This is a genomic window from Fontibacter flavus, from assembly GCF_042432905.1.
GTDB classification, from domain to species: Bacteria; Bacteroidota; Bacteroidia; order Cytophagales; family Cyclobacteriaceae; genus Fontibacter; species Fontibacter flavus.
In genome coordinates this window covers 111,098-123,520 of record NZ_JBHLWI010000022.1, presented here as the reverse complement: position 1 = coordinate 123,520, position 12,423 = coordinate 111,098, and the positions used below count along the sequence as shown (strand labels likewise).

Genomic DNA, 12,423 nt, shown 5'->3' with positions numbered 1-12,423 from the left:
GTCGACCAGTATTATACGTGTCAAGGAAAAAATCTAATCAAAAATCCCCAATCATGACTTTAGATTTTCAAAATCAAAAAATTGCAGCATAAAAAAGGCTGCCCTTTTCGGACAGCCCCTTTTTTTATGTAGATTACCTTGATCAGTTGGAAGAAATCAGAATGGCTTTCTTTGAGAGGAGACCAAACTTTTGGTATCCTGTGCGGTTATCATATTAACGTCAAAAATTCTGCACTAACTTTTGTTTTCGATTATGCTTATCAACAAATGGATTGATCTGAAAGAAGTCTTTTCAACTGTTAAACATGAACTGTATCGCGGAGCATTGGACAATAAACATCCCTTTAGATTTGTAGTATTGGGAACATTGAGTGATGTAGGACCGGAGTCACGGTATGTTGTGCTCAGGATGATTGATGAGCAATTGAATTTTTTTATTTATACCGATCAAAGAACCGAAAAAGTAAAAAGCATTGAACTTGATCCTAGGGTGTCTCTACTTTTTTACTCATCACAAAAAAGGGTGCAAGTTCGTGTCAATGGTACTGTTGTGCTTCACCATAAAAATGATGTGGTACAGAAGCATTGGAGCCGTGTTCACGGTTTGGCGCAAAAGGCATATCATAGCTGTTTGGCTCCAGGTACAGTCATTGACCAACCGGAGGATGCCTTTAGCTGGTCCGATCAATTGGAGAAACCGGATTATTTTTCTGTAATACAGGTAAAGCCCTTGGTATTAGAAGTTCTGCAACTTGATGGATTGGAGCATTTGAGGGCCAAGTTTACATTTAATGATGGGGATTGGGACGGTTCTTGGTTAGCACCATAGTTTTTTTATAAAGTTCAGAATTTTTTTAAGAGTACAGTTTTTTCTATCAAGAGCGATGGCAAGAGTGCTTTCTTTACCAAAGAAAAATCAGAAGGATGTAAGTTTCCGTTGTGTGAGAAGAGTAAGTTGAGTATATGTGTGAATAATCAATTGTTTTGAAAAAGATTGTCAAGAAAATTTATTTTGTAAATTATGGCTTTAAAAACAATCATTTATGCAAGAAGAAATACCTGTTAAAAAAGAAAAGTCTGAAAGAGAACGTCAGACATTTTTTAGAGTAGCTTTTAAGAATAATTGTAATCTCTTACAGATTGCTGACAATAAAGCCAACATGGTGATCAGTATCAATGCCCTTGTTATTTCGTCCATTATTGCCATTACCGGTTATGGTTCCATATCAGACAATTTAGACCTTTATGGGACAAAAATGATTTTTCCGATAATCCTGATCTTGATTACCTGCTTTACTTCTGCAGTTTTGGCGGTACAGGCAGCTAAACCTAAGATTTTGGATGATAAAAAGCCTGTGCAAAATAATGGGAAAAACAGTTTGCTGTTTTTTGGGGAAAGCTCAAACTATTCCTTGGACGACTATTTGGTGGAGATGGATAGGATTTTGCCCTCAAAAAAGGAGATCAACAATCATATGGCCATCACGCTTTTCTATCAGGGGAAAGTGTTGAAAAATAAGTATAACTTATTGGGTTACGCCTATAATGTCTTTATCATTGGACTTGCCATCGCGGTCATGACATTTTTGATTTATTCCATAGCTGAATTTTAGGAAAATGTTTATTTAACTATCAAATATTCAGTTGGTTAAATTTTTATTTCTTCTTAACTTATAACGGCCCAAAAATTTCATATTATGCAACATACAGAAAAGAGATATTTTTTTAAATCAAGTTCAAGGCGTTATCCCTTAAACTTTTGGCGGGCATCAATCATATTTGTCTTGATTATCCAATTTTCGGCTTTTCCCACTGCCAGCGCCCAAAATGGAGGAATTCCTCCAATATTTTCAGAGGAGGAACCTTTAGATCTCAAGTTAAAATTTTCCTTCAAGGAGACAAAATCAAGAAAAGGAGAGGGGGGATATAATCCCAATATTTTATTGTATAGACAGGGAGGAGATACTTGGGATTCTCTTCATATTTCATTGAGGGCAAGAGGAAATTTTAGGCGTGATAAATGTTATTTTACCCCTATTAAGATTAAAATGAAGTCAAAAGAGGCTAAAAATACTCCTTTTCAAGGTAATAAGACATTGAAAATGGTGTTGCCATGCCAAAATGCCAAAGACGCTAATGACTATTTGATCAAAGAATACATTACCTATAAGTTGTTCGAGCCTATCAGTGAATATCATTTCAATACGAAACTGGTCAATCTAAGTCTGACAGATGAAGGGAATAAGCAACAGAAAAGTTATGATCTAAAAGCGATATTGATTGAAGACGATGAACTGATAGCACAGCGTTTTAATGGGAACCTTGTAAAGGACCTTAATTTGCATCCATTGCGAATGAAGGATACGGTTTCAGTAATTCACGATTTTTACCAGTTTTTTATCGGTAATGTGGATTGGTCTTCAAATGCGCAGCATAATGTTACAGTAATGAAGTTGATGGACAATTCATATATTCCGCTCATTTATGATTTTGATATGTCCGGATTCGTCAATGCACCCTATTCAGAGACGCCTGAATTTTTACCGATCACATCAGTTAGAACAAGACTCTACAGGGGTTTTTGCAGGGATGAGGCACTTTTTGAATTTGTGAGGGCTCATTATCTTGAGAAAGAAACTGAGGTGTGGGCCTCGTTTGAAAGTAGCTCTAAAGAAATTAATCCAAGGGAGATCACGGAAATGAAAAAGTATATCACGGAGTTTTATGATATTCTGAAGAATGATAAAAGATTTAGAGAAGAAATTTTTTCTGCCTGTAGGACGCAGTAACCCTTTGAACCTAACTGTTTTAATATTTATGGTTTTGGATAAGCCACTCAATGTATTTTCTTGATTTTTTGCGTTTTATCTCCAGTTCTCTTTTTAAAGCGGAAGATTTATCGGTTAGGGTTTCATAGTAAACCAAAATCCAGTTTGGAGCCCCAGATTTTGTTGAGGGTGTAGCTCCGTAATTGTGGTGTTTTATCCTGTCGTGAAGGTTGTCAGTGGATCCTACGTAATATTTGTCTGTTTTTGAAGAATAGAGGATGTAAACTACATACATGTTTAAAAATAAAAAAAAAGCCTGCGATATCCGCAAGCTTTAGTGGAGGATAACGGATTCGAACCGATGACCTCTACACTGCCAGTGTAGCGCTCTAGCCAACTGAGCTAATCCCCCCTTTAATTCTTTTTTATTTGTTTGGATTCGAACCGATGACCTTCCCGACAGCTGTCGGGACGCTTTAGCCAACCGAGCTAATCCCCCTTAGGGACTGCAAATATAGAAATGGATTTTAATTGCGCAAAGGAAATTTATCAATCAGCAGAATAATTTACCCTCGTCAGGATACTTCTCCCTAAGGTGATTTCATCTGTATATTCAAGTTCTCCGCCAATTGGGATTCCTCTAGCAATAGTACTTACTTTAACACCATACTCTTTAAGCCGTCTAGTGATGAAGAATGATGTGGTGTCGCCCTCCATAGTTGCGGGTAGCGCAAGAATCACCTCTTCAACTTTTTCTGATTCGCTAGCGGACATGATTCTATGTAAAAGTGATTCTATTTTAAGATCATCTGGGCCAATACCCTGAATGGGGGAAATTACACCTCCAAGGACATGGTAAAGTCCATTGTATTGAGCGGTATTTTCAATGGCCAGGACATCTGGAATATCTTCCACAACACAGATAATGGACTTGTCTCGCCTTCCACTGGCGCAGATACTACAGATTTTCGCGTCTGAAATATTGTGGCAGGATTGACAATAGTTTACATCTTTTCTTAAAGCATTTAAGGCAAGAGTCAATTCCTCGGTGACCGATTCTTTTTGCTTCAACAAATGTAGCGCCAGCCTCAATGCAGTTTTTTTGCCTATTCCTGGCAGTCTACTGATTTCATTGACCGCATTTTCTATAAGTTTTGAGGGGAAATTCACAGTTTGGGTGTTTAGATAATTGCAGCTTGTATGCCTGCATCCAGAATAGCCTCGCACATAGGCTTTAACTTTGCCCTACGCCCTTTCTTGACGGTACATTTGCCTTTGTAATGAATGATCAGAGTACATTGTTCTGCTTGTTCAGGAGTGTGTTGACACACTTTTATCAATATTTTGGTCACATGATCAAAGGTATTGATGTCATCATTGAAAACCACTAATTCGCTTTCTTCGGTATCAATCAACTCTTCCAACAATACTTCGACCTCTTCAAACTTAGGATAAGGTTGTGTATGATGATTCATTTTGCAAATTTAATTATTATAGACAATTTAGCGAATTGTCTTTTCAAGTTGCTATGGATTCAAAGCTAGTTTTAATCGTCATAACCTCTTATTTCGCCCTGTTGTTTATGATTTCTTGGTTTACTTCCAGGAAAATTTCAGCAGATACTTTTTTTACTGGAGACAGGCAATCGCCTTGGTTTTTAGTAGCGTTTGGAATGATTGGGGCATCTCTATCAGGGGTAACCTTTATTTCTGTACCCGGAGAAATTGGCAATACCCAGTTCCATTATTTTCAGGTAGTGCTAGGCTATACCTTGGGGTATTTCACCATCGCCAAAGTGCTTTTGCCTCTTTATTATAGGCTCAATTTAGTTTCTATTTATGGATATTTGGAGGAAAGGTTTGGTTTTTGGTCCTATAAAACTGGGGCTTTTTTCTTTATTCTTTCCAGAACGTTGGGATCCTCCATCAGGGTATTTTTAGTGGCAGGAGTCTTACAACTTATTCTTTTTGATCAGTGGGGGATACCTTTTTGGGTTTCAGTCTTGATTACTGTTTCCCTTATTTGGCTATATACCCATAGAGGAGGGATAAAAACTGTCGTTTGGACAGATACCCTGCAGACATTATTTATGCTTTTGGCAGTAGTGGTGAGTATTTACCTCATTGGAAAAGATCTTGGCATTATCCATGTAACCACATTTGTGAGTACGATAGCCAATGATTCAAGGTCAGAAATTTTCAACTGGGATTGGCAATCAGGAACTAACTTTTTCAAACAATTTGCTTCAGGTGCCTTTATTACCATCGTGATGACAGGCTTAGATCAGGATATGATGCAAAAAAACCTGACCTGCAAAAACATAGGAGATGCGCAGAAAAACATGTTTTGGTTTACTGTGATCTTGGTTTTTGTCAACCTGCTTTTCCTGTCGTTGGGAGTGTTATTGTACTTATATGCTGAAAAGCATGGCATTGCGCTTCCTGCTAGAACAGACGATCTTTATCCAATGTTGGCTACCCAGCACTTCTCAGCTTTTGCGGGAATAGTTTTCGTGTTAGGAATCACTGCTGCGGCCTATTCAAGTGCCGATTCCACGCTTACCGCATTGACCACCTCTTTTTGTTTTGATTTTCTAGAAATAGAAAAAAAGTATACCAAAGAAAAACAGGTGAGTGTCCGTAAAAAAGTTCACCTGTCATTTACACTTTTGATGTTCTTGGTTATTCTGATGTTTAGGTGGATCAATGATCAAAGTGTGATCAATGCGGTATTTATCATTGCAGGATATACTTATGGCCCATTGTTAGGCTTATATGCATTTGGCCTATTCACCAAAAATCAGGTGAAAGATAAATGGGTGCCCTACATTGCTGTTGCGGCGCCTCTCATAGCGTATTTGATCAGCCAAAACTCCGAAAAATTGCTTTGGGGATATAAGTTTGGCTTTGAAGTATTAATCCTAAACGGATTGTTGATGTTCACGGGATTGTATTTGATAAGGAAAAAATGATTAAAGTTCATGTCGGGCTATCAGTTCATTGATTTTTTTTAATTTGGAGATGTTGTTTTCCAAACTGTTTTGGGTGCCATCCAAGTCCACGAGTACTGAAATCTGACCGCTTCCATTTGTCTTCTTCGGACCTTCTACATGATTGGTTACAGTAGGTGCGATAGAGATTAATTCCTGTACATCTACTTCATAAAGTTCTGCCAACTTGATAGCATCTTCCATTTTCAGGTTTGATCTTCCCTGCTCGTAACGGGAATAGGCGGTGTAATCCTTTTTTCCAAGATACTCAGCGATATATTCCTGAGTGTAACCTCTTAGAACTCTGTGTTTTCTAAGGTTTTCTGCAATGTGACTTTTCAAGGCTGTTTCCATAATTCAACAATGTTTTTTAGACCAAGTACAAAAAGCATACACATTTAGCCTGATTTAAAAAAAAATGTTGAAAAATATCTGATTTTGTTAAAAAACATCCCTAATAGGTGTTAAATACTAGTTGTTTAACTCATTAGGATTCCAAAAATGTTTTTCGAAATCTAAAATTTTATCATTTTTCACCTCTATGCCTTCTAATTCTAATTGTTGCTGCATGAATTCAGGATGTGGAAAATGATGTTTACCTGTCAAAACCCCATTTCTGTTGACCACCCTATGTGCCGGGATATCTGCTTGGCTATGAGAGGCGTTCATGGCATATCCTACCATGCGTGCGCCACTTTTTAGCCCTAGGTAATTGGCAATGGCTCCATAGGAAGTTACTCTTCCCTTAGGAATAAGCCTCACTACCTGATATACCAAATCAAAGAAATTATCCCTGTTTTGCATACAATAGTTCCAATAAGATTTCATCAAACTCTTCCCTGATCTCAGGCTCTCTTTCAGGGGCAATTCCCACAATTATTTTAAAGGCTATTTTTTCTTCGAACACACCACCCAATCCTACAACGAATTTTGAAATTTCTTTTGATTCCAGCCTTTTTGATAGTTTGGGTTCAATTTTTTCTTTGATTTCCTTCAACCCCATTTTATACCCAATGGGTACCTCAAATAAAAACTCCACATCCTTTCGGTCTGTAAACCTGTAATTGATGACATGTGTGCTAAGCATAAGATTGTTTGGAATCATCATGGTCAGTCCATCATCTCTTTTAAGTACAGTGTTCATTAAAGTGATATCTTTTATGATCCCCTTTTGATCATTGATTTTGATAGTGTCACCCAAAGAAAATTGATCTGTAAACATGATGATCAGACCATTGATGGTATTGGTGATGTAATCTTTAGTAACGATGGCTATGGCGGCAGCAACAATGGTTAAGCTAGTCAAGAACTCTACTGGCCTTAAACCAAAAGCCATGATAAGTGCAGAGATGAATACGATTGAATTTAGTATATTGGAAATCCAATTGATCCCCAAAAGAAAATTGGGATGCAGTTCTTCACCTTCTTGTTTTCTAAGATAGATTCTTGCTGTGATTATTCTTCCCAAAGAAATGAGGATATTTGCTCCAAGAAGGAAAAGAATTGCTGTAATTACGTTGGAAAGCCCTGGTCTGGCGGAGATCCAATCAATAAACGGATCAGAAATCGTACTCATGATAAATAAGCCAAGGTAGATAAGCAGCTTGAAAATGAAATTGCGTAATTTCTTTATTTCGGCAAGTCTAAAAACTGACTTAGATTGGGGCATAGTAGATTTGAATTATAAATTTTATGTATATACTTAATTCCAATACTAATTAAATTAGAGGTGGCTATTTAGCAAACCGATATTTATTGATATGGGATCCTCCTCGGCGGACAAGTTATTCATTGATATTGGTTCGAAATCAGAGGTTAGCTCTGTATAATATGTTTAGCTGGTATAATTACGGATAATCTAAATAAATTTTGACTAAAACAAACAAATGTAAATATGGAAAGGAATATTATCATCACAGGTGCTGCAGGAAATTTGGGGTTGGAGGTGGTAAGCAAATTTAAAAGGGAAGGTTATAGGGTTATAGCCATCATCCAACCTGATTCGGGTGACGAAGTGGAAGAAGCAGACGACGTCTATGAGGTCGATGTAATTAATCCCGATGCAGTTCAGGAATTTGCAAGCGAATACCAGATGCAATACGGAGAAGTGGACGCTATCGCACTTTTGGTGGGCGGATTTGCTATGGGAGATATCGAAAAAACATCAGTCTCGGATATTGAAAAAATGGTAAAGCTGAATTTTTTTTCGGCTTTTAATATGGTTAAATACTTTCTTCCTGTGATGAAAAAGGCTGATTTTGGGAATTTTTTATTCGTAGGAGCACGTCCCGCTCTCCAGGCTGAAGACGGAATAGGAGTTGTGGCATACGCTTTGAGTAAAAGTATGGTGATGAATCTTGCAAACTATGTCGCTGAAGAGGCCAAGAATACCAGAATAAGGGCACATGTCTTTGTACCAAGTATTATTGATACCCCAGAAAACCGATCTGCGATGCCGGATTCAAATTTCTCTCTATGGGTAGCTCCTGCTGATATTGCAGAGGCTATGCATTATGCGGTCAATAACCCTGCATTGAGGAATATGACCTTTAAGCTTTACGGAGGAGTGTAATCAAACCCTTTAATAAAATGAAAACGACCTATTATTTAACTTTCTTATTGTTCTTTTCTCTGATTATTGGAGCTCATGCCCAAACGCAAAGAGAAACCAGGAACTTGGGATCTTTTGATGCTGTGAAAATTTCCAATTCCATCAAAGCCGAATTGGTTCGCGGAGATCAAAATAAAGTCGAGATTACTGTTTTGGGAATAGAAATCGGAAAAGTCGAAACCTCTATAGTAGATGGAACATTGGAGGTAAGATTGGCAAGAGGTAACTTCAGAAACCACACCGTTGAAGTGGTGGTGACATATGTGGATATTCAGGGAATTGAAGCGACTACCAGTGCAACGGTGATTGCCAAAGACAAAATTGTTGCGGAAGAGGCGTATCTGTATGCGGGCACAAGTGCCTATCTTGAAGCCAACTTAGAAGCGGATGTGCTCAATATTGAAGCGGCTACAAATGCCAAAATATATGTGGAGGGAAAAGTAGATGGTCTTGGAATCAGGGCTTTTACCAATGCAGAGATTGATGCCAAAAAATTAATTGGAGATAATGTGGAAGTTTTGGCAAATACTGCTTCAACCGTGTATTTTAGAACTAATGGAAAAATACAGGGCTCAGCAGCCACCGCAGCTAAAGTATATTATACAGGCAATCCGAAAGAAGTGAATGTGAAAACAAGTACAGGGGGTAATATTTCTAAAAACTAATGAAACATCTAATAATCCTATCATTGATGTTTTCCTTTTTGGCCTTTCCTGCAAAGGCTCAGGAGGAAGAAAATGTAAAACAAGTAATCGCCTCTATGTTCGTAGGTATGAAGGAGAAAAATCCTGATTTAGTTATGCAATCTTTTCATCCGGATGCAAGTATGCAAACAGTGATTGCAGGAGAGTCAGGAGCGACTTTGGGATCCAATTCTGTTCAGGATTTTGTCAACAGAATAGCTACTACTCCGGCTAATACAGTGCTGGATGAAAGGATTTTGGATTATCAAATAAAAATTGATGGGCAAATGGCATCTGCCTGGACCGCGTATGAATTTTATGTCAATGATGGATTCAGTCATTGTGGAGTGAATTCCTTTCAGCTGATAAAGACAGCAGAAGGATGGAAAATTACCTATGTGATTGATACCAGACGAAAAGAAGGTTGTAATTAAAAAAAGTGGCTGTTCCAAATTAGGGACAGCCGCTTCTTTTATACATCTAAGGAACTTTTGGTTTGTTTTTCAATTCTTCAGGCAATTCGCAGGATAAGGTTTTTGTGAATGCTTTTAAGTAAGCTATTTTAGCTTGTAATTTATTTATTAATTAAGTGAATGTTCTGTTTATTGGGTTAATGTTAATTTTTTGGTCTATTTTTTGAAAAAACAATAAAACGTTTTTGCTTTTTGGGATTTTGTCCTTAAGATTGTCGTGTAAAGTTTTAGAAGATGTTCAACACAGCAAACAAATTCATGAAAAGGAATCCAACCGGGAGATATTTCGGGATGTGCTGTGGGATGGGTATGGTTTACACCATGTTTTTTACCATTGTTGCCATTACGGGTTAATCCCGTTTTTATTCCAACATATAGCCCCTTTCAAAAGGACCAATTAAGGTCATTATTCTCTATATTTATATCATTCAGCCTATTCCGTTATGAAAATTTTAAAGTTTGGAGGTTCTTCAGTTGCCAATACTCAAAATATCCGAAAGGTTTTTGAAATTCTGAAATCAGCAAATCAATCTGAAGAGATTGCTGTTGTTTTTTCCGCATTCGGTGGGGTAACAGAAATTTTGCTGAAAAGTGCCGAGAAGGCCATGATGGGGGATAGGAGTTATATCGATCAAATCAAAGCCCAGGAAGAAAGACATTTTGATATTGTTAAGGAATTGATTCCGATACAGCTTCAATCAGCAGTGTTGACTTTTGTGAAAGTACGCTTCAATGAACTTGAAGATCTTTATCATGGTATTTTCCTGATCAAAGAATGTTCGCCTAGGACCTTAGATTATGTAGGAAGTTTTGGAGAAAGGCTTTCTGCCTATATCCTGTCAGAAGCCCTGAAGGTGGAGGGCTATCCTGCTATTTATTTGGACGCCAGAACAGTCATCAGAACCAATAATCGCTTTGGTAATGCCAAAGTGGATTTTCCTATGACCAATGACCTGATACTGGATTTCTTTCATCATAATCCAGGCCTAAAAGTCATTACAGGCTTTATTGCTTCAACCGAAAAAGGCGAGACCACAACACTTGGAAGAAGTGGGTCTGATTATACAGCTGCCATTTTTGCATCAGCTCTTCAGGCAGATTCCTTGGAAATTTGGACGGATGTTTCAGGTGTAATGACTGCTGACCCTAGGTTGGTATACACTTCCTTTACCATACCCCAGCTGACTTACAGTGAAGCCAAGGAATTGTCCCACTTTGGTGCAAAGGTAATTTTCCCGGCTACCATGCAGCCGGCGATGAAAAAGGGAATTCCGATTTATATCAAAAATACATTTGAGCCAGGAAATCCCGGCACTTTGATTAATGGCGATCACCCTGCTGGTAAACTGATCAAGGGGATTTCTTCTATGTCAGGGATTTCTCTTTTGAATATTGAGGGGACCGGGCTGATTGATGTGGTGGATGTAAGTAAACGGGTTTTTGGAGCCTTGGCAGATGCCAGTATCAATGTGGTGTTGATCAGTCAGGCTTCATCTGAACATAGTGTATGTGTAGCAATTAGGACAGCTGAAGCGCCAAAAGCTAAAGAAGCCATCGAAAAAGAATTTCATTTTGAAATCAGAAATGGTGAGATGGACCCTGTGGTGGTGGTTTCTGAGATGGCTATAGTGGCTGCAGTGGGTGAAAACATGAAGCATAATCCAGGGGCGAGCGGAAGGATGTTCCAGTCTTTGGGAAGAAATAATGTCAATGTCTATGCGATTGCCCAAGGTAGTTCTGAATTAAATATTTCAGCAGTTGTTTCCCAAGCTGACCTGCAAAAAGCCCTCAATGTACTTCATGAGGCCTTTTTCTTGTCTGACAATAAGGTATTGCACTTGTTCTTGGTCGGTGTAGGGTTGATTGGGAAAGCGCTTATCAAAATGATCGCTAATCAGCGTGACAAACTTCAGCGCGAAAATGACTTGGATATACAGGTTCATGGGATTGCCAACTCTAGGTTTATGGCCTTTCATGAAGATGGTTTTGATTTGAAAAACTGTCCCGAACCACAAGATGCAGAGGATTCCAGACCAATGGATCTTGAGAATTTCATCTCTCAGATGGAGGAAATGAATTTCTCCAACTCTGTTTTTGTAGACTGCACGGCAAGTCAGGAAGTAGCGGATATTTATGAGAGGGTCTTGGAGGCAAGTGTTCCAATAGTCACACCTAACAAAAAGGCGAATTCTGGCTCATTGGATAATTACAAGTCACTTAAAAAATTGGCTTATAAGAGAGGGGTAAAATTTCTTTATGAGACCAATGTGGCAGCAGGACTTCCTGTTATAAACACTCTGCAGGATTTGATCCTAAGTGGAGATAAAGTAATCAGAATTGAAGCTGTGTTAAGCGGTTCTATGAATTTTATTTTCTCTGAATTTGAAAAGGGTATTCCTTTCAGCGAGGTAGTAAGACAAGCCAAAGAAAAAGGATATACAGAACCTGATCCTAGAGACGATTTAAGTGGTATGGATGTTGCCAGGAAAATCCTGATTTTGGGAAGAGAAGCGGAACAGGATCTTCATTTTGAGGACATCAGTATTCAAAGTATGGTTCCGGAAAACTGTGTGAAGACCAAAGATGTTGAAGAGTTTTTTGACAAGTTGAAAGCCCATGATGCAGAATTTGAAGAAATCCTCAATCAAGCGAAAAAGAAAGGGGAAAAATTGCGCTTCATGGCTGTCCTCGAAAGTGGCAAGGCCAAAGTTGGATTGAATTCCCTTGATGGCAGCCATCCTTTTTATACCCTAAAGGGAAGTGATAATATGATTCTCTTCACAACAGAACGGTACCATGATTTTCCGATGATCATCAGAGGTCCTGGTGCAGGTGCAGATGTGACTGCCGCAGGGGTTTTTGCAGATGTCATCCGTTTAGGTAATTATACCAGATAATG

Annotated in this window: 14 protein-coding genes and 1 tRNA gene; 8 read left to right on the top strand and 7 right to left on the bottom strand. The window is 38.4% G+C overall.

Translation table 11 applies throughout. The annotated features are described in order from the left end of the window. Window positions 1-253 precede the first annotated feature (253 nt). The 3 genes from ACFFIP_RS08505 to ACFFIP_RS08495 all read left to right on the top strand — a co-directional run bounded on the left by ACFFIP_RS08505 (window position 254) and on the right by ACFFIP_RS08495 (window position 2,789). On the top strand, window positions 254-829 hold the full coding sequence (locus ACFFIP_RS08505) for a pyridoxamine 5'-phosphate oxidase family protein (RefSeq protein WP_382387166.1): 576 nt from the start codon (window positions 254-256) through the stop codon (window positions 827-829). Window positions 830-1,043: 214 nt separating this feature from the next. Then, window positions 1,044-1,613, top strand: coding sequence for a Pycsar system effector family protein (locus ACFFIP_RS08500; RefSeq protein ID WP_382387165.1), 570 nt, complete (start codon window positions 1,044-1,046; stop codon window positions 1,611-1,613). Window positions 1,614-1,784: 171 nt separating this feature from the next. After that, the gene (locus tag ACFFIP_RS08495) at window positions 1,785-2,789 is read left to right on the top strand and encodes a hypothetical protein (RefSeq protein WP_382387164.1); all 1,005 of its coding nucleotides are present in this window, start codon (window positions 1,785-1,787) and stop codon (window positions 2,787-2,789) included. Window positions 2,790-2,808: 19 nt separating this feature from the next. On the opposite strand, the gene ACFFIP_RS08490 is transcribed toward ACFFIP_RS08495, so the two are convergent. The 4 genes from ACFFIP_RS08490 to ACFFIP_RS08475 form a co-directional block, all read right to left on the bottom strand. Beyond that, window positions 2,809-3,063 (bottom strand): GIY-YIG nuclease family protein, encoded by a 255-nt coding sequence (locus ACFFIP_RS08490; protein WP_382387163.1) that lies wholly within the window; start codon window positions 3,061-3,063, stop codon window positions 2,809-2,811. Between the two features lie 43 nt (window positions 3,064-3,106). Further along, window positions 3,107-3,180 (bottom strand) — tRNA-Ala (locus ACFFIP_RS08485). 137 nt (window positions 3,181-3,317) lie between these two features. Beyond that, window positions 3,318-3,938 carry a recombination mediator RecR gene (gene recR / locus ACFFIP_RS08480; RefSeq protein WP_382387162.1) on the bottom strand — a complete coding sequence of 207 codons (621 nt, stop codon included), beginning with the start codon at window positions 3,936-3,938 and terminating at the stop codon, window positions 3,318-3,320. Between the two features lie 11 nt (window positions 3,939-3,949). Beyond that, window positions 3,950-4,243, bottom strand: coding sequence for an ATP-dependent Clp protease adaptor ClpS (locus ACFFIP_RS08475; RefSeq protein ID WP_382387161.1), 294 nt, complete (start codon window positions 4,241-4,243; stop codon window positions 3,950-3,952). 53 nt (window positions 4,244-4,296) lie between these two features. Between ACFFIP_RS08475 and ACFFIP_RS08470 the strand changes: the two genes are divergently transcribed. Then, entirely contained in the window at window positions 4,297-5,739 is a 1,443-nt protein-coding gene (locus ACFFIP_RS08470) for a sodium:solute symporter (RefSeq protein ID WP_382387160.1), read from the top strand. Here ACFFIP_RS08470 and ACFFIP_RS08465 read toward each other — a convergent pair whose 3' ends face one another. The 3 genes from ACFFIP_RS08465 to ACFFIP_RS08455 all read right to left on the bottom strand — a co-directional run bounded on the left by ACFFIP_RS08465 (window position 5,740) and on the right by ACFFIP_RS08455 (window position 7,333). Next, window positions 5,740-6,111 carry a helix-turn-helix domain-containing protein gene (locus ACFFIP_RS08465; RefSeq protein WP_382387159.1) on the bottom strand — a complete coding sequence of 124 codons (372 nt, stop codon included), beginning with the start codon at window positions 6,109-6,111 and terminating at the stop codon, window positions 5,740-5,742. It lies immediately after the preceding gene. Window positions 6,112-6,228: 117 nt separating this feature from the next. Then, on the bottom strand, window positions 6,229-6,561 hold the full coding sequence (locus tag ACFFIP_RS08460; RefSeq protein ID WP_382387158.1) for an MGMT family protein: 333 nt from the start codon (window positions 6,559-6,561) through the stop codon (window positions 6,229-6,231). Beyond that, complete coding sequence (locus ACFFIP_RS08455) at window positions 6,545-7,333, bottom strand: mechanosensitive ion channel family protein (protein WP_382387157.1); 789 nt, start codon at window positions 7,331-7,333, stop codon at window positions 6,545-6,547. The genes ACFFIP_RS08460 and ACFFIP_RS08455 overlap by 17 nt, the downstream gene beginning before the upstream one ends. A gap of 318 nt (window positions 7,334-7,651) precedes the next feature. Between ACFFIP_RS08455 and ACFFIP_RS08450 the strand changes: the two genes are divergently transcribed. From ACFFIP_RS08450 to thrA, 4 genes are all read left to right on the top strand, one after another. Continuing rightward, a complete protein-coding gene (locus ACFFIP_RS08450; RefSeq protein WP_382387156.1) occupies window positions 7,652-8,329 on the top strand; it encodes an SDR family NAD(P)-dependent oxidoreductase in 678 nt (225 codons plus the stop codon). A 17-nt stretch (window positions 8,330-8,346) separates the two neighbouring features. Further along, window positions 8,347-9,033, top strand: a complete 687-nt coding sequence (locus ACFFIP_RS08445) for a head GIN domain-containing protein (protein ID WP_382387155.1) — start codon at window positions 8,347-8,349, stop codon at window positions 9,031-9,033. Further along, window positions 9,033-9,485: a nuclear transport factor 2 family protein gene (locus tag ACFFIP_RS08440; RefSeq protein WP_382387154.1), complete on the top strand. Its 453-nt coding sequence runs from the start codon at window positions 9,033-9,035 to the stop codon at window positions 9,483-9,485. The genes ACFFIP_RS08445 and ACFFIP_RS08440 overlap by 1 nt, the downstream gene beginning before the upstream one ends. 482 nt (window positions 9,486-9,967) lie before the next feature. After that, a complete protein-coding gene (thrA, locus tag ACFFIP_RS08435) occupies window positions 9,968-12,421 on the top strand; it encodes a bifunctional aspartate kinase/homoserine dehydrogenase I (protein ID WP_382387152.1) in 2,454 nt (817 codons plus the stop codon). The last annotated feature ends 2 nt before the right edge of the window (window positions 12,422-12,423 follow it).

What these genes read in the sequence shown, in the direction of transcription:
- ACFFIP_RS08440 (WP_382387154.1), top strand. Translation starts at nt 9,033, where the DNA reads ATGAAACATCTAATAATCCTATCATTGATGTTTTCCTTTTTGGCCTTT.
- ACFFIP_RS08445 (WP_382387155.1), top strand. Translation starts at nt 8,347, where the DNA reads ATGAAAACGACCTATTATTTAACTTTCTTATTGTTCTTTTCTCTGATT.
- ACFFIP_RS08505 (WP_382387166.1), top strand. Translation starts at nt 254, where the DNA reads ATGCTTATCAACAAATGGATTGATCTGAAAGAAGTCTTTTCAACTGTT.
- ACFFIP_RS08465 (WP_382387159.1), bottom strand. Translation starts at nt 6,111, where the DNA reads ATGGAAACAGCCTTGAAAAGTCACATTGCAGAAAACCTTAGAAAACAC.
- ACFFIP_RS08460 (WP_382387158.1), bottom strand. Translation starts at nt 6,561, where the DNA reads ATGCAAAACAGGGATAATTTCTTTGATTTGGTATATCAGGTAGTGAGG.
- ACFFIP_RS08455 (WP_382387157.1), bottom strand. Translation starts at nt 7,333, where the DNA reads ATGAGTACGATTTCTGATCCGTTTATTGATTGGATCTCCGCCAGACCA.
- ACFFIP_RS08500 (WP_382387165.1), top strand. Translation starts at nt 1,044, where the DNA reads ATGCAAGAAGAAATACCTGTTAAAAAAGAAAAGTCTGAAAGAGAACGT.
- ACFFIP_RS08490 (WP_382387163.1), bottom strand. Translation starts at nt 3,063, where the DNA reads ATGTATGTAGTTTACATCCTCTATTCTTCAAAAACAGACAAATATTAC.
- ACFFIP_RS08475 (WP_382387161.1), bottom strand. Translation starts at nt 4,243, where the DNA reads ATGAATCATCATACACAACCTTATCCTAAGTTTGAAGAGGTCGAAGTA.
- ACFFIP_RS08470 (WP_382387160.1), top strand. Translation starts at nt 4,297, where the DNA reads ATGGATTCAAAGCTAGTTTTAATCGTCATAACCTCTTATTTCGCCCTG.
- thrA (WP_382387152.1), top strand. Translation starts at nt 9,968, where the DNA reads ATGAAAATTTTAAAGTTTGGAGGTTCTTCAGTTGCCAATACTCAAAAT.
- ACFFIP_RS08450 (WP_382387156.1), top strand. Translation starts at nt 7,652, where the DNA reads ATGGAAAGGAATATTATCATCACAGGTGCTGCAGGAAATTTGGGGTTG.